This is a genomic window from Nonomuraea sp. NPDC049421 (assembly GCF_040677005.1).
Classification (GTDB): Bacteria; Actinomycetota; Actinomycetes; order Streptosporangiales; family Streptosporangiaceae; genus Nonomuraea; species Nonomuraea salmonea.
Map to the genome: position 1 here is coordinate 96,123 of NZ_JBFAQA010000027.1, position 15,119 is coordinate 111,241.

The following is a 15,119-nucleotide window of genomic DNA, read 5'->3' on the forward strand; positions in this document are numbered from 1 at the left end:
CGCTAGCGTGCCCTCGTGACGCGAGCGCATGAGCGGTACGTGGACTCCGGACCGGTACGGATATGGACGGAGCGCATCGGGAAACCTGACGATCCCGCGGTCGTGATGGTCATGGGGTCCGCCGCGCAGGGCGTCAGCTGCCCCGATGCGCTCGTCCACCGGCTGGTCGAGCGGGGCGCGCAGGTCATCAGGTACGACCATCGCGACACCGGCAGGTCCGGCCTCGTCGACTTCGACACGCACCCGTACACGATCGGCGACATGGCACGCGACTGCCTGGCCGTGCTGGACGGCCACGGTCTCGACGCGGCGCACGTGGCCGGCACGTCCCTGGGCGGCATGATCGCGCAGTGGCTCGGCGTGCACGCGCCGGACCGGGTCAGGTCGCTCACCATCATGTCCAGCTCGCCGATGGGGCACGACCCGGCGCCGGTGTGGGAGCGGGCGCGGGCGGGCGAGCCGGCCGACCCGGACGATCTGCCGCCGCCGTCCCCGGAGTTCCTCGCACACATGGCGGCCGGGCTGCCGCCGGGCGTGGAGTCGGACGTGGCGCTGTTCCGGATGTTCAACGGGCCGGTCAGGCCGTTCGACGAGCAGGCCGCCCGGGCGATGCTGGAGCTGGCGCTGTCGCGGGCCACCGATCCCGGCGCGGCGGCCAACCACAACCGGGCCGTCTGGCGGGACGACCCCACCCTGAAGGCCCCCTTGTCGTCGATCACCGCGCCGACCTCGATCGTGCACGGCGACCGGGACCCGCTCTACCCGCTCGCGCACGCCGAGGCGCTGGCGGCGGCCATCCCCGGCGCGGTCCTGCACGTCGTGCCCGGCATGGGGCACGTCATGACGTCACCTGGCCTGCCCGAGGAGGTCGCCGACCTCGTCCGCCTGTGACCGTTCGAAGACGAGCTGGGTGCGGCGGACGGCGCGCACGCCGTACACCTGCGCGATCAGGCCGGGGGTGAGCACCTCGCCGGGCGGGCCGCCGGCGACGATGCGGCCGGCGTTCATCACGTACAGGCGGTCGCAGAAGGCGGCGGCCTGGTTGAGGTCGTGCAGCACCGCCAGGGTGGCGAGGCCCAGCTCGCGTACCAGGTGCAGGAGGTCGAGCTGGTGACGGATGTCGAGGTGGGCGGTGGGCTCGTCCAGCAGGAGCAGCCGGGTGTCCTGCGCTAGGGCGCGGGCCAGCAGCACGCGCTGCTTCTCGCCGCCTGACAGCGTCGCGAAGATCCGCCCGGACGCCCCGGCCAGGCCGACGCGGCCGAGCGCGCGCCCGCACAGCTCCTCGTCCACAGAGGCGTCGGCCCGGTACGGCGTGCGCCCCATCCGGACGATCTCCGCCACCGTGAAGTCCAGGTCGGCCGGCGTCTCCTGCGCCACGACGGCGGTCCTGCGCGCGGCCTCGCGGGCCGGCAGCCGGTGCACGTCGTCGCCGTCCACCGCGATCAGCCCCGCCGAGGGCCGCAGCGCCCGGTAGATCGAGCGCAGCAGCGTGGACTTGCCGCACCCGTTCGGCCCGACCAGCGCCACGAACTCGCCGTCGCCCACCTCCAGCGCGGCTTCGTGCACGATCGGCGTGCCCTCGACCGCGACGGACACCCCGTTCAGCGCCAGCCTCACGTGACGCTCACCTCCCGGTCCGCGGACCTGCGGCGCAGCAGCCACAGGAAGAACGGCACCCCGAACAGCGCCGTCACGATGCTGAGCGCCAGCTCCTGCGGCGCGTTGACGGTCCGCGCCGCCACGTCCACGAGCTGCAGGAACACCGCGCCGAGCAGCGCCGTCACGGGCAGCACCCGGCGGTGGTCGGCGCCGACCAGCAGCCGGGCGGCGTGCGGCACGATCAGGCCGACGAACGCGATCGCGCCGCTGGTCGCGACCAGCACCCCGACCAGCAGCGAGGTCAGCAGGAACAACGTCAGGCGGAAGCGGCCGACGTTGACGCCGAGCGAGACGGCCGTCTCCTCGCCGGCGGCGAGCGCGTTGAGCGGGCGGTGCTGCATCAGCAGGTACGTCACCCCCGCCGCCAGCACGACGGCCGGCACCGGCAGCAGGTGCCAGCGGGCCCCGCCCAGGCTGCCCATCAGCCAGAACAGCACCTGCTGCGCCGCCCGCCCGCTCTGCGCGAGCTGCAGCACGAAGGAGTAGGCCGACTGGAACAGGTACGCCAGCGCCACCCCGGCCAGCACCAGCCGCGACGGCGTGAGCCGCCCGGCCCGCTGCGCCAGCAGGTAGACCAGGCCCAGCGCGAGCAGCGAGCCGGCGAACGCGGCCGCCGACATCGACAGCCCGCCGAGCGCCGAGGCGCCCATGATGGCCACGAGCACCGCGCCGAACGACGCGCCCGACGAGATGCCGAGCAGGAACGGGTCGGCCAGCGGGTTGCGTACCAGCGCCTGGAGCACCGCGCCGACCACCGCCAGCCCCGCCCCGACGAGCAGTGCCAGCAGCGCGCGCGGCAGCCGGAACTCCCACACGATCTGCTCCTGCACCGGCGTCCACGTGCGCGGCACCAGCCCGGAGGCGAGCTTGTCGGCCACGATGCCCCACGCCTGCCCGAGCGCCACCGGCACCGCGCCGATGCTCACCGCCAGCCAGGTCGAGGCGACGACGGCGACCGCGAGCACGGTCACGAGAACGGCGAAGCGGCTGCTGTTCACTGGTCGAACGCGTCCGGGTGCAGGAACCTGGCGATGTCGGCGACGGCCAGGAGGTTGCGGTAGCCGGGGTGCTGCGCGGCGACCGGCAGCGCGAGATGGCGCTTGTCCCTGGCGGCCGGGCTGTTCCTGGCGATCGCGAACGCCTCCTCGGCCTTGGCCGACGAGGTCGGCATGTCCGCGCCGCGCAGCGTGGCGTAGTCGCTGACCAGCAGCGCCTCCGGCTGGGCCGCGCTGATCCGCTCAGCGCTGACCTCGGTGTAGTCGGCCTTGACGTCGGCCAGCACGTTCTCGCCGCCCGCCAGGGTGATCATCTGGTTCGTGACGCCCGCGCCGCCGTACGCGTTGACCGGGCCCTTGCCGCCGTCCGTGGCGAGCACCTTGACCGGCGTACGGCCCCCGACCCGCTGCTTCACCTCCGCCAGTTGCGCCTGGAGCTCGCCGGCCAGCTTCTCGGCCCGGTCGGGGAGGCCGAAGATCTTGCCCAGGTTGCGCAGGTCGGTGAAGGTGTCCTCGATGCTGAACCGCAGCACCTCCTCAGGGCTGCACCAGCCGCCCAGGATGTAGACGGGGCTGCCGGCCGCGTCCAGCTCCTCCACCGTGGCGTAGCCGCCGGCGGCGTCGAAGCTCGCCATCGCGTTGTCGAGGACGAAGTCCGCGCCCTGGGAGAGCATGACCTCCTTCTGCGGCAGCATGATCGTGCCGGAGATCTGCCGGATCTTGTCGTACTGCTCCTTCTGCCCTGGCAGGAAGGCGCTCTCGCCGAAGTACGTGCGCCCCGCGATCCGGTCGCCCAGGCCGAGCGCCAGCAGTGTCTCCAGGCTCGGGTGGTAACCGGTGACCACCTTGGAGGGCGGGCGGTCGAAGGTCAGCTTGCGGCCGCAGTTCTCCACCGTGACGGGGAAACCCGGTGCCGGGGGCTGCTCCTGCGCTTTCGGCGTTGTCTGAGAGCAGGCGGTCAGGGTCAGGGCGGCCACCAGGACGAGCAGTCTCCTCATGGGCCCCTATTCTGCACTTATTTCGCAACTGCCATCAAATTGCAACTAGGTGGCCGGTGATGTCCTGGCTGGTCGGCGCGGAGGTGGACATCCGGTCGGCGGCTCCGGGACGGTGGCCAGTGGACGGGGGCGGACATAACGGTCTGGCTGGTCAATGTGGGGGGCCATAGGCATGCCTTCAGGAAGGTCCGACGGACCTCAAGTCCCTCACGGAGGCACTCGATGAATATGCGTTCACGGCGACGCCTGACGTACGCCGCTCTGGCCGGGGTCATCGCGCTCGGCGGTACCGGGCTCACCGTCGGGGTCGCGACGGCTCAGCTCGGCGACGACGACCCCGACCTGACGATGGTGGAGGAGGCGGCCGTCACCAAGGACTCCCTCCTGGCCACCGCCGACGACACCGACCCCGGCGCGTCCGCCGACTCCGCTGACTCCGCTGACTCTGACGACGAGGTCAGCGTCGCGGACGAAGGCGACGACGCCGAGGAGACGACGGAGACCGGCACCGACTCCGATTCCGACTCCGACTCCGGCACCGGCACCGGCACCGGCACCGGCACCGGCACCGGCACCGGCACCGAGTCCGACACCGACTCCGACTCCGGGTCCGAAGACGCCGAGGTCTCCGACGAGACCGAGGATGCGGAGGAGACGGGCGCCTCGGAGAAGGCCGGGCGGACCATCGCCGAGGTCGAGTCGGAGGAGGTCGAGGACACCGCCACCACCCAGACGGCCGACGACCCGGCCCGCTGCCCCTTCACCGTGAAGTACCAGGGCAGCGTCCGGCAGATGCTGGTCAAGCGGGAAGGCGGGGCCAGGACGAAGGCGTACGACGCCGGTGAGCGGACCAGGAGCGGCAAGAGCCGCGACATCGTCACCATCGGCATCGGCTTCAACATGAGCCGCGGGGACGCCCGTACGATCATCAACCGCATCCTCAGCGAGACCAGCCCGCAGTCGAAGCAGGCCGACATCAAGTCGGGCAAGGCGTTCGACGACCTCAAGGCCGGGGTGACCGAGCTGACGGACGAGCAGGTGACGATGCTGTTCGAGGTCACGTACGAGGAGGCCAAGGACATGGTCACCCGGCGCGGCATCGAGAGCTTCGACAAGCTGCCCCGGGCCGTGCAGGCCGCGCTGATCGACGTGGCGTACATGCGGCCCGGCAACATCAACGACATCGCCGACGAGGTGAACGCGGCCACCCAGGCGGCCCTGGCGGAGAAGCGGCCGCTGACCGAGGCCGACTACGAGGCCGCCGCCAAGCGGCTGGAGACGTTCGGCGCCATCGCCGCCAAGCGCGGCCAGGCCGGCAACAAGATCCGCTTTTCGGAGGACGCGGCCATGCTCCGCAACAAGTGCTGAGCCCTCCACAACCATGACCGCACTCATGACCGGGGTCGTGACCGGGCCTCCTCACCGGAGCCCGGGCACGGCCCTTTCTCATGCGCGGCGTTCCGGGCCAATGCAGGCGGGCTGAGCCGGGCGGCGTTCCGGCCCTCCGCAGGCGGGCTGAGCCGGGCGGCGTTCCGGCCCTCCGCAGACAGGCTGAGCCGGGCGGTGCTCGGCCCAAGCGGGCCGGCTGAGCAGGTGGGACAAGGACAACCCCGGCGATGGCCAATGGATGCGGGCAATGGACATCGTCCGCCCCTGGATGGTCATTACCCGGCCCCTTAAGCAGGAGTGACAGGGAACATCCGGACGCCACCCGGCGGCCCGGGGCGGCTCCCCGAAAGCCCGCTCCCGCCGCGTACCGGCGTCACCATGAGAGGGGAAACCACCGTGAAAGCACCTTCGAAGCTTCGTATCGCGGCGGCCGGCCTGGCGGTCGGCGGCGTGCTGGTCGGCAGCGGCCTGACCGGCGGCACGGCGCACGCCCAGACGGCGGACCCGTTCGGGTTCGGCAGCCCCGGCGGCTCGGGCAGCTCGTTCGACTTCGGGCTCACCGCGCCGCAGCCGGCGCCGCCCGCGAGCAGCTCCTCAGGCTCGCTCGGCGACTTCCTGAAGGACCTGGGCAAGGACCTCGGCCGGCAGCTCGGCGACCGGGCGCTCGACGAGCTGCTCAACCGCGACAAGAACAAGAACAACAGCGGCAACAGCGGCAACAGCGGCCAGTCCGCGCCCAGCACCTCGACCGGGCAGAGCGGGCAGGGCGAGCAGTCCACCGACGCGGGCCTGACCCAGCAGCTGCCCAGCACGACCGCCGCGGGCAAGCGCATCCCCGAGCAGGTCGAGCGGGTCCTGCGCGAGGCCGGCATCAACTTCGTGGACTGGCTGGTCAAGCGGCAGCCGGGACGGGACCGTAAGGGTTACGGCTCGTTCGGGCAGCCCGACCGCTACTTCAAGCCGGAGCTGCAGCGGCAGTCGTGCCGGGTGCCCGGCAACGTCCGTCTCTTCGGCACGACCGTCCGCAGCGGCCGGTTCACGCCGCGGGCGTTCGTCGGCGGCGTCAACCTGGGCAGGACGCTCGTCGTCGGGCCCAGCACGTTCCTGGCTCCGTCCGGCAACAAGCTGAAGAAGTTCAGCACGGTCAACTACGTGTTCCTGTCGAACAGAGGCGCCGAGGTGCTGCGCCCGCAGCCGCGGGTCGCCGGCAACACCGTCCTCGAGGACCGCGTCCGCTACTCGACCGGCTTCCTGAAGAGGGGCGTCACGTACAAGGTGATCGTCCGCTACGTCAACACCTGCAACGAGCCCGTCGTGGACGTGCTCGGCAAGATCAGGCGTCGATAGCCGGGTGATTCTCGCGCGGCGGGTGGTCCTCTGAACGTGAGGGCCACCCGCCGTCATGTGGTCATCGTCATTTTCCGACGCCCAAGGGGACGTCCACGGGCCGCGTGACCGCGAATAGGGGCCGAAGTCAGATCGCCGGGGGCCGCGATTCACATAGGTCAGGGGGCACGATGATGCACCAAGGCACCACCACCGCGTCGCGGGGCAGGCGGGAACGGCCGGTCCCGCCCGGCCCGCTCCAGGAGTTCGCCCAAGGGCTGCGCGACCTGCGGGCGGCGGCGGGAAACCCGAGCTACCGCGCCATGGAGCGCAGGGCGGGCTACTCGTCGTCGGCGCTCTCCGCCGCCGCCGCAGGCGACCGCCTGCCGAGCCTGGCGCTGACGCAGGCGTACGTGGGGGCGTGCGGCGGCGACCAGGACGCCTGGAGCGAGAAGTGGCACGCCCTACGCGCCGACCAGGACAACACCAGACCCCAGGAAACCGAGCCTCCCGCAACCGGCACCGACCGTCCCGAGGGCGACGCTTCTCCTGCTGGGTCTGGGCGGCTCGACGCTTACCCCGCCGGCTCCGGACAGCCCGAGGCATCTCCCGCCGGTGCCGGTCGGCCTCAGGAGGGTGGTGCTTCCGCTGCCGGTGGGGCCGAGCCGTGGCGGGAGTCCCAGCGGCGGCCTCATCAGCGGCCGTACCAGCGGTTCGTCAAGCTGTCGGCGCTGCTCGTGGCGCTCGGCGTGACCGTGCTCGCCACGGCCGGTGCGTTCCGTCAGGACGTGCTGTTCCGTTTCCTGTCGGCGACCGGTGAGGCGGCGCGGGAGGGCCGGCAGACGGGCGAGGTCGGCCAGTCGGCTCAGCAGACGGGCGGGATCGGGCAATCGGGCAGGATCGGACCGGCAGCCGGGGCCGGCCAGGCGGACGGGGTCGGCCAGGCGGGTGCGGTCGGCCAGGCGGGTGGGGGTGCGGGGCAGATGGTGGAGCCGGGGCGGCAGAGTGCGCCTCCCTTCACTGCCGTCGCCGGGCCGAGCTGTCCGCGCGACGCCACCAGGAGCGTCCGCATCGAGGCGTTGCCCGGCCGCGACGGCTGGAAGGACGCCGCGTCCTCCGGCTGGCGGGGCGCCGGCTGCGGGGACGGCTTCCTGTTCTCGGAGCTGCGCGGCGACGAGCGGCGCGGCGGCGAGCTGGCCGAGCCGGCGCGGCGGAACGTCTTCCAATGGCGCTTCACCACCGGCCTGCCAGGGCCGCGCCACTGCACGCTGTCGGTCTACGTCCCGAAGTCGGGGCTGGCCGGACAGCGGGTCTGGTACACGGTGCGCGACGGCTTCGACGAGGAGGCGCGCACGGTGGGGGAGTTCACGCTCGACCAGCGCGTACGGCAGGGCCAGTGGGTGGCCGCGCCGGCGCCCCTGGTCATCACCGGCGGCCTGGTGATGGTCGAGATCAGCGATGACGGCCACGGCAACACCACCGGCAACCAGGCCATGGCGGCCGGCCCGGTCCGGCTCTCCTGCCCGTGACCACAGGGACCGACACGATCGTTGGGGGCACGATGACGAGGAACGACACGATCAGGAGGACGCCGCGCGGCGGCGGCCTGCGGGGACGGCACGCCCGTCCGGTGGCGCCCGACCCGCTGCAGGAGTTCGCGCGGGGCCTGCGCGAGCTGCGGGCGTCGGCGGGCGGCCCGAGCCTGCGCGCCATGCGCCGCAGGACCGGCCACCCCGTGGCCGAGCTGTCCGCCGCCGCATCAGGCGACGCACTGCCCACCTTGAAGACGACGCTCGCGTACGTGGCGGCATGCGGCGGCGACCGCGCCGAGTGGACGAGAAAGTGGCACGTCCTCAACGCCCTCCTCCAGGTGGGCGACACCGACCGCGCCTACGACACCGTCCACTACCCCCGCCCCACCTCAGAACCACCACCCACGACAAGCCGCCGGCCTCCGCCGCACCCGCCCGTCACTGGGTACGAGGCGCCGCCGCACCCGCCCGCCATCGGTTACCAGGCACTGTCGCAGCCGTCCGCCACCGGGTACGGGGCGGTGCCGCGGTCGTCCGCTGCCGGGTTCGAGGTGCCGCAGTCGTCCGCCAGCGGGTACCAGGCACCGTCGCAGCCGTCCGCCACGAGCCGTCCGGCTTCGGAGCCGCCTTACGCTGCGGTCCGGTCGGCTCCCGGCCAGGTCGGGCCGCTGCCCGCCGTGGGAAACCCGGTCTCCGCGCCGTCTGTCGCTGGAGGCGTGCCTGTGCCGCCGGGGGACGCCGGAGCGCGCTCGGCCGCTGAGCCGTCTCCTGCCAGGAGGCGCAGGATCCGGCCGTGGGTGGTAGCGGCTGTCGTGGCGCAGTTGGCCGTGCCGGGGGCGTTGCTGGTGTATCAGAACCAGGCGTCCACGGCCGTGTCGGCGGCAGGGGGCCGGGACGTGGCGCCGGCCGCCGAGGGCCGGGCATCCGAGAGCCGGGCATCCGAGAGCCGGGCATCCGAGAGCCGGGCATCCGAGAGCCGGGCAACCGAGAGCCGGGCATCCGAGAGCCAGGCACCCGAGGGGCGGGCATACGAGAGCCGGTTGTCGGAGGGCCGGGCGTCCGAGGGTCGGTTGTCGGAGGGGCGGGCGTCGGAGGGTCCGTCGCCGGCGGGTGCCAAGGCTCGGACGGTCGAGCCGGCCTTTCTGGCGGTCGCCGGGCCTTCCTGTCCGCGTGACGCCAGGAGGAGCGTCCGGATCGACGGTCTGCCGGGTAGGGACGGGTGGAAGGACGCCCGCGCCCCGGGCTACACCGGGGCGGGGTGCAGGGACGGGTTCCTGTTCTCGGAGCTGACGTACGATCCGGCGGCGCAGAGGCACCCGCGCAACGTCTTCCAGTGGCGCTTCACCACCGGGCTCGACGGGCAGCACCAGTGCTCCGTGGGGGTCTACATCCCGCAGACCGGGTTCGCGGGGCAGCGCGTCTGGTACAGGGTGAAGGACGGTTTCGACCAGGATGCCCGTACGGTCGCGGAGTTCACCCTCGACCAGCGCATGCGGCGCGGCAAGTGGGTCGCCGCGCCGACCCCCGTCGTGATCGGCACGGGGCTGGCGATGGTGCAGATCACCGACACCGGCATGGGCAACACGACCGGCGACCAGGCCGTGGTGGCGGGTCCGGTCCGCCTCGCCTGCCTGTGACATGTCAGCGAGGGCGATGGGCCCGGATGTCGACGGGGCGGCCGTCGGGGTCGCGGGCCGTCATCGTCCACTGCGTCGGCAGGGTCTCGATCTCCCCGACGGGCTGCCCGGCCGCCAGGATCCGTTCGCGGAGGCCGGCCAGCCGCTCGTAGGTGGCCACGCGCAGCCCCCAGCCCGCCCGGTTCAGCGGGTCGAGGGAGGGGGCGGGCGTGGCGGCGGTTTCGACGATCATGAGATGGTCGGCCCCGCCCACGTCGAGGACCGCGACCCGCGGATCGGCGGCGGTGGCGGCCCGCTCGAAGGCGAGCGTCGCTCCGAGCAGATCGGTGTAGTACGCCACGAGCCGGTCGAGGTCGGTCGTGGACAGCGTCAGATGGTTGATGCCAAGGAGATCGGTCATGATCCCCCGACCGTAGCCGAGCGCGGGAGCGTCAGTCGCGGAGCAGGGGGAGGAGCCGGGTGCCCTGGCGTTCGATCTCCGGCAGGTAGGGGGTGTCGGACAGCACGAAGTGGGTGATGCCGAGCTCCTGGTAGCGGCGCAGCGACTTGGCGACGTCCTGGGGCGAGCCGACCAGCCACGTGGTGCCGGCTCCGCCGCCGCCGTACCTGCCCGGCGCGGTGTAGAGGTTGTCGTCGAGCACGTCGCCCCGCGCGGCGAGGTCGAGCAGGCGCCGCTGGCCGACGGCGGGATTCCGGCCGGGGTCGCGGAAGGTGCCGTCCTGGGACATCCTGGCGACCTTGGCCTCGGCGTCGGCCCACGCCTGCTCGGTGGTGTCGCGGACGAACGTGGTGATCCGCAGCCCGAACTCCAGCGGCGGCAGCTCGCGGCCGAGCCGGGCGCTGAGGGTCTTGAGCCGATCGATGCGCTCGGCGACCCCGTCGAGCGGCTCGCCCCAGAAGAGCTGGACGTCGGCGTCCGTGGCCGCCACCCGCTCGGCGGCCTCGGACGCGCCGCCGAAGTAGAGCCTCGGGTGGCGGCGCCCGTCCCTGACGACCGGGCGCGGCACCACGGTCGAGCCGGTGACCTGGAAGTGCTCGCCGTGGAAGGTGACGTCCTCCTCGGTCCAGAGCCGCCGCACGATCCGCAGGAACTCCTTGGTACGCGCGTAGCGGTGCGCCTGGTCGCCCTCGCTGTCGCCGTACGCGGCCAGATCGTCCTTGCCCGAGACGATGTTGATGAGCACGCGCCCGCCGGTCAGGTGGTCCAGGGTGGCGGCGGCGGAGGCGAACCTGGCGGGGTGCCAGTAGCCGGGCCGTACGGCGATGAGCGGCTGGAACGTGGTCGTGCGGGCGGCGAGCGCGGTGGCGACGGTGAAGGTGTCGGGCCGCCCCCAGCCGGTGCCGATGAGCGCGCCCGCCCAGCCGTGCTGCTCCAGGGCCCGGGCGTGGCCGGTGAGGGTCTCCAGGCTGTTGTGGCCGGACATGACGTCGTCGCCGCGGTGTCCTGGGTCGTTCTGGTTGGGGATGTACCAGAGGAACTCGAGGCTCATCGATGCGTCTCCATATTCCTAGTATTTGGATAGGAAAAGCATAAAATGAACGTACGCCGCCACGGAAGCGTCTGACGAGAAAGTCCTCAGGGCACCCAGAGCCGGGCGGGCACCATCGTCTCCCGGTGTTTCCCGTCCTGATCCGGCTCGACGAACCAGGCGTTGCGATCGGGCAGCACGGCCAGCGCCTCGTGGAAGCGGGTGCCCACGTAGTGCAGGGCGACGCCGTCCTCGGTGGCGTACCCGGCGGGCAGCTCGCCCGCGCCCACGGCCCGGCGGAAGCTCGTCCGCCTGGGCTGGTCGCCGAGGTCGTCGTGCACGCCGTTGGAGAGCGGCAGGAACCCCAGCCCGTCGGCCACCACGTCGAGCCGGTCACCGAAGGAGTCGGTCACCCCGCCCAGATGCCAGCACAGGCTGCCCGCGCTCTGCCCGGCCAGCACCACCCCCGACTCCCAGCACTCCCGCAGGATCGGCTCCAGCCGGTGCGCGCGCCAGACCGCCAGCAGGTTGACCACGCTGCCGCCGGCCACGAAGATCACGTCCTGGGCGAGCAGGTGGGCGCGCACGTCGGGCACGTTCGGCTGGGTGAACAGCGTGAGGTGCGACAGCTCGGCGTCGCCGAACGCGGCGGCCCGCTCGTACCAGCCCTGGATGTGCTCGCGCGAGTCGCCGGTCGCGGTGGCGACGAGGCAGACGCGCGGCCTGCGGACGTCCGCGAGCCGCATCGCCTGCCAGATCTGAGCGCCGGGATAGCGGTAGCCGGCGGGCGGGAACAGGACACCGGAGCAGGCGAGGATCTGCGGTTGTCTGATCATGGGCACCCATGCTCCGGCCAGCCAGGGACGGGCCGCAAGCGGTCAGGCGGGGTCGCCCTCGGCCTGCCGTACGGGCGGCGCGGTCCTGTGCATGGGGGTGAGCGCGGGGACGAGCACGAACCCGCTGGCCAGCCGGGCCGGCATGCGCCTCAGCGAGATGCTCAGATCCTGGCGCGGCACCTCGTAGTCCAGCCGGGCCAGACGCGGAGCGAGCGTGCGCAGCAGCGCCACGGTGAGCGCCTCACCGGGGCAGCGGTGCCCGCTCGCCGGGTCGCCGCCGCCCTGGGGGATCAGATCGTACGGGCCGGGCTCGGTGCCGAGGAACCGCCTGGGGTCGAACGTGTACGGATCCCGCCAGAACCGGGGGTCGTGGTGCTGCCCGTACACGTCGAGCAGCACCAGCGATCCCGCAGGGATGTGCTCGCCCCGCCAGTCGAGGTCGCGCGCCGCCCGCCCGCCCAGCAGCGGCGCGAACGGGTAGAAGCGCCGCAGCTCATGCGCGAACGCCTCGGCGAACTCCGCGTCGCCGCTCGCCAGCCGCGCCCGGTGCTCGGGCCACCGGTGCAGCGCGTGGGCCGCGTACGTGACGAACCACGACACCGCCACGGTCGGCCGCAGCACGTTGAGCAACTCCACCGCCGCCACGCGCGGGTGGAGCGGCCGGCCACCGGCGTCGCGGTGCACGGCCACCACCTCGGCCGCGGAGTCGGGCGGCGCGTCCTCGCTGCCGTCACGCAGCTCGCGGACGAACCGCTCCAGCCACGCCTCGCGGCGCCGCCTGGCCTGCCGCGCCCGCCAGTGCCGGGCCCCGGCCGAGCCCAGCCCGTCCACCATCGCCACCAGGTCGGCGGCCAGCTCGGGCAGGTCGTCGTCGTCCACGGCCACGCCGGCCCAGTCGCACACCGCCCTGGTGATCACCTCGGCCGTCTCGTCGAACAGCACCACCCGCCGCCCCTCCCACGAGGCGACGGCGAGGTCCCATTCCGTGGTGACGTGCGCGACGAGCGCGGCCACGGCGGGCGCGCTGAACAGCGACGTGAACATCGCCTTACGCACCCGGTGGGCGGCCCCGTCGAGGCTGTGCACCGAGCCGTGGCCGAACAGCGTGCTCTTGATCGGCCCGGGAAGTGCCGTGCGCCGCTCCACGTTGCGCTCGTCGTAGAAGAAGCGGGCGGCGTCGGGCCCGCACAGCCCGGTGGCCCGGCGGCCGAGCAGCCGCGTGTGCACCACGTCGCCCGCCGCCCGCCTGCGGAGGCCGGGGAGCCAGGCGTAGCCCTTGAGCAACAGCATCGAGGTCTGATCGACAACAGGCATGCGCCGTGCCTGCCCCGCCGGGCGGCCCGCAAACGGGTCAGCCGTCCACGGTCTCGGCGAGCGATCGGGGCCGTAGGTCGGTCCAGTGGGTCTCGATGTACTCCAGGCAGGCCGCGCGGGTCGTCTCGGCCAGCACGACCGTCCACCCGGCGGGCACCGCGGCGAACGACGGCCACAGCGAGTGCTGGTTCTCCGGGTTGACCAGGACCAGGAAACGGCCGTCCGCGTCGTCGAAGGGGTTGGTCATCGTCGATCCTCTCTATGCCGGTCACCTGGCGACGGCCAGGCGGTAGGTCTCGTCGCGGGTCAGCAGGTCACGGTGGGCGCCCTCGGCGGCGACGCTGCCGCCGTCCAGCACGAGGACGCGGTCGGCGGCGTCCAGCAGGGCCGGGCTGCCGGTGATCACGATCGTGGTGCGGCCACGGCGCAGCGTGGCCAGGTTGCGGGCGATGAGCTGCTCGGTGACCGCGTCCACGGCCGTGGTCGGGTCGTGCAGCACGAGGACGGCGGGGTCGGCGGCGAGCGCGCGGGCCAGTGACAGGCGCTGGCGCTGGCCGCCCGACAGGTTCGCGCCGCGGTCGCGTACGGGATGGTCGAGCCCCTCGGGGTGCAGGGCGACGACGTCGGTCAGCATCGACGCCTCGACCGCCGCCGCCAGGTCGCGGCCGGCGCCCGCCGGGTCGATGTTGCTGCGCAGGGTGCCCGCGAAGATCTCCGCGTCGTACGGGTTCACCAGCAGGTGCTCGCGGATCCCGTCGATCGACAGCTCCCGGGTGTCCCGGCCGCCGATCCGCACGACGCCCTCGTAGGAGTCGGGCGGCACCCGCGCCGCCAGGATCGCGACGAGGTCGGCCGCCGCGCGCTGGTCGTAGGCGGCGATCGCGACGAACGCGCCCGCCGGCACGTGGAACTTCAGCCCGTCGAGCGCCCCGTGACGGACGCCGTCCACCTCCAGCTCGCCGGAGCCGGGTGGCAGGTCCGAGCCCGGCGTCATCACCGGCGGCGCGGCCAGCACCAGCGCCATCCGGTCGGCCGAGGCCCGCGCGACCATCACGTACTTCGGCATCTCGGAGAACAGCTTGAGCGGCTCCATGATGAACTGCGCCAGCCCCACCGCCATCACCAGCTCCCCGATGCTGATGTCACCGGCCAGGGCCAGCCAGCCCGCGGTCAGCGTCACGGCGGCGGCGAGCAGCGTGTTGAGCGCGAGCGCGGTGCCGGCGTACGCGCCATTGGCCTTCGCGACCGTGACCGCCTGGTCGCGCGCCCGCGCGCTGACCTTCCTGTACGACAGGAACGCCGCGTGCCCGCCGCCGAACCCGTGCAGCGGGCGCAGGCCGCTGATCAGGTCGGCGACCTTCGCGCCCGCCCGCGCCACCCTGGCCTGCTGCTCGCGGGTGCCCGAGCCGATGCGGCGGGACAGCATGCTGAGCGCCGACAGGATCGCGACCGTGCCGACGACCACCAGCAGGCCGAGCGGCAGGCTGGCCAGTCCGAGCGCGACCGAGGCGACCACCACCGCGACCAGCGAGCTGATCAGCAGCGGCACCACCTCGATGATGTCGGCGGTCTGGTCGGCGTCCTCGGTGGCGATGGTCAGCACCTCGCCGGACTTGAGGTCGGTGTCCCTGGCGACCGGCTGGAGCGCGCAGGAGGCGACCCTGACCCGCCAGCGGTGCGCCTCGGTCGTGTTGGCCTTCTGCAGGATGCGCATGCCGAACCGCCACGACAGCGACACCGTCGTGATGATCACCGCCAGCGCGGCGATCGACAGCGCCAGCGAGCCGAGGCCGCGCTCCTGCAGCGTGTGCTCGACGATCAGGCCGAGCGCGATGGGGAAGGCGGTCTCGGCCGCCTGGTACATCCCCATGAGCAGGGTGCCCGCGGCCATCGCGCCGGCGTTGCGGCGCAGGGCGGCGCGCAGCACGTCGGAGCCGGTACGGACCGGGCGCTGGTCGTTCACG

At 72.9% G+C, this 15,119-nt stretch carries 15 protein-coding genes; 5 read left to right on the forward strand and 10 right to left on the reverse strand.

From position 1 onward, the window contains the following. Positions 1-15 precede the first annotated feature (15 nt). Complete coding sequence (locus tag AB0K18_RS36600) at positions 16-891, forward strand: alpha/beta fold hydrolase (protein WP_364923999.1); 876 nt, start codon at positions 16-18, stop codon at positions 889-891. Here AB0K18_RS36600 and AB0K18_RS36605 read toward each other — a convergent pair. Genes AB0K18_RS36605 through AB0K18_RS36615 form a run of 3 tightly spaced genes read right to left on the reverse strand, consistent with a single transcriptional unit; the run spans position 847 to position 3,652 of the window. Further along, positions 847-1,617, reverse strand: coding sequence for an ABC transporter ATP-binding protein (locus AB0K18_RS36605; protein WP_364924001.1), 771 nt, complete (start codon positions 1,615-1,617; stop codon positions 847-849). The two genes, AB0K18_RS36600 and AB0K18_RS36605, sit on opposite strands and share 45 nt — an antisense overlap. Next, positions 1,614-2,657 (reverse strand): iron ABC transporter permease, encoded by a 1,044-nt coding sequence (locus tag AB0K18_RS36610; protein ID WP_364924004.1) that lies wholly within the window; start codon positions 2,655-2,657, stop codon positions 1,614-1,616. Before AB0K18_RS36610 ends, AB0K18_RS36605 begins: the two co-directional genes overlap by 4 nt. Continuing rightward, positions 2,654-3,652, reverse strand: coding sequence for an ABC transporter substrate-binding protein (locus tag AB0K18_RS36615; RefSeq protein ID WP_364924007.1), 999 nt, complete (start codon positions 3,650-3,652; stop codon positions 2,654-2,656). Before AB0K18_RS36615 ends, AB0K18_RS36610 begins: the two co-directional genes overlap by 4 nt. Positions 3,653-3,880: 228 nt before the next feature. Here AB0K18_RS36615 and AB0K18_RS36620 point away from each other — a divergent pair, with 228 nt between their 5' ends. The 3 genes from AB0K18_RS36620 (at position 3,881) to AB0K18_RS36630 (ending at position 7,896) form a co-directional block, all read left to right on the forward strand. Next, positions 3,881-5,020, forward strand: coding sequence for a hypothetical protein (locus AB0K18_RS36620; protein ID WP_364924009.1), 1,140 nt, complete (start codon positions 3,881-3,883; stop codon positions 5,018-5,020). A gap of 417 nt (positions 5,021-5,437) precedes the next feature. Then, complete coding sequence (locus AB0K18_RS36625) at positions 5,438-6,388, forward strand: hypothetical protein (RefSeq protein WP_364924011.1); 951 nt, start codon at positions 5,438-5,440, stop codon at positions 6,386-6,388. 170 nt (positions 6,389-6,558) lie between these two features. Further along, positions 6,559-7,896 carry a hypothetical protein gene (locus AB0K18_RS36630; RefSeq protein ID WP_364924013.1) on the forward strand — a complete coding sequence of 446 codons (1,338 nt, stop codon included), beginning with the start codon at positions 6,559-6,561 and terminating at the stop codon, positions 7,894-7,896. An 853-nt stretch (positions 7,897-8,749) separates the two neighbouring features. On the opposite strand, the gene AB0K18_RS36635 is transcribed toward AB0K18_RS36630, so the two are convergent. Beyond that, on the reverse strand, positions 8,750-9,016 hold the full coding sequence (locus AB0K18_RS36635) for a pentapeptide repeat-containing protein (protein ID WP_364924015.1): 267 nt from the start codon (positions 9,014-9,016) through the stop codon (positions 8,750-8,752). 259 nt (positions 9,017-9,275) lie between these two features. On the opposite strand from AB0K18_RS36635, the gene AB0K18_RS36640 reads away from it, so the two are divergent. After that, on the forward strand, positions 9,276-9,536 hold the full coding sequence (locus tag AB0K18_RS36640; RefSeq protein WP_364924018.1) for a hypothetical protein: 261 nt from the start codon (positions 9,276-9,278) through the stop codon (positions 9,534-9,536). Between the two features lie 4 nt (positions 9,537-9,540). Here AB0K18_RS36640 and AB0K18_RS36645 read toward each other — a convergent pair whose 3' ends face one another. The 6 genes from AB0K18_RS36645 to AB0K18_RS36670 form a co-directional block, all read right to left on the reverse strand. After that, positions 9,541-9,936, reverse strand: a complete 396-nt coding sequence (locus AB0K18_RS36645; protein WP_364924021.1) for a VOC family protein — start codon at positions 9,934-9,936, stop codon at positions 9,541-9,543. 31 nt (positions 9,937-9,967) lie between these two features. Beyond that, positions 9,968-11,026, reverse strand: coding sequence for an LLM class flavin-dependent oxidoreductase (locus AB0K18_RS36650; protein ID WP_364924024.1), 1,059 nt, complete (start codon positions 11,024-11,026; stop codon positions 9,968-9,970). Positions 11,027-11,112: 86 nt separating this feature from the next. After that, on the reverse strand, positions 11,113-11,841 hold the full coding sequence (locus AB0K18_RS36655) for a peptidase E (RefSeq protein ID WP_364924027.1): 729 nt from the start codon (positions 11,839-11,841) through the stop codon (positions 11,113-11,115). Positions 11,842-11,883: 42 nt separating this feature from the next. Continuing rightward, a complete protein-coding gene (locus tag AB0K18_RS36660; RefSeq protein WP_364924030.1) occupies positions 11,884-13,155 on the reverse strand; it encodes a cytochrome P450 in 1,272 nt (423 codons plus the stop codon). 37 nt (positions 13,156-13,192) lie between these two features. Beyond that, complete coding sequence (locus tag AB0K18_RS36665) at positions 13,193-13,402, reverse strand: MbtH family protein (RefSeq protein ID WP_364924033.1); 210 nt, start codon at positions 13,400-13,402, stop codon at positions 13,193-13,195. 21 nt (positions 13,403-13,423) lie between these two features. Further along, complete coding sequence (locus tag AB0K18_RS36670; protein WP_364924036.1) at positions 13,424-15,118, reverse strand: ABC transporter ATP-binding protein; 1,695 nt, start codon at positions 15,116-15,118, stop codon at positions 13,424-13,426. Position 15,119: the final 1 nt, after the last annotated feature.

Excerpts from the sequence above, each read along its gene's own strand:
- AB0K18_RS36650 (WP_364924024.1), bottom strand. The coding sequence starts at position 11,026 with ATGAGCCTCGAGTTCCTCTGGTACATCCCCAACCAGAACGACCCAGGA.
- AB0K18_RS36665 (WP_364924033.1), bottom strand. The coding sequence starts at position 13,402 with ATGACCAACCCCTTCGACGACGCGGACGGCCGTTTCCTGGTCCTGGTC.
- AB0K18_RS36620 (WP_364924009.1), top strand. The coding sequence starts at position 3,881 with ATGCGTTCACGGCGACGCCTGACGTACGCCGCTCTGGCCGGGGTCATC.
- AB0K18_RS36660 (WP_364924030.1), bottom strand. The coding sequence starts at position 13,155 with ATGCCTGTTGTCGATCAGACCTCGATGCTGTTGCTCAAGGGCTACGCC.
- AB0K18_RS36615 (WP_364924007.1), bottom strand. The coding sequence starts at position 3,652 with ATGAGGAGACTGCTCGTCCTGGTGGCCGCCCTGACCCTGACCGCCTGC.
- AB0K18_RS36630 (WP_364924013.1), top strand. The coding sequence starts at position 6,559 with ATGATGCACCAAGGCACCACCACCGCGTCGCGGGGCAGGCGGGAACGG.
- AB0K18_RS36655 (WP_364924027.1), bottom strand. The coding sequence starts at position 11,841 with ATGATCAGACAACCGCAGATCCTCGCCTGCTCCGGTGTCCTGTTCCCG.
- AB0K18_RS36645 (WP_364924021.1), bottom strand. The coding sequence starts at position 9,936 with ATGACCGATCTCCTTGGCATCAACCATCTGACGCTGTCCACGACCGAC.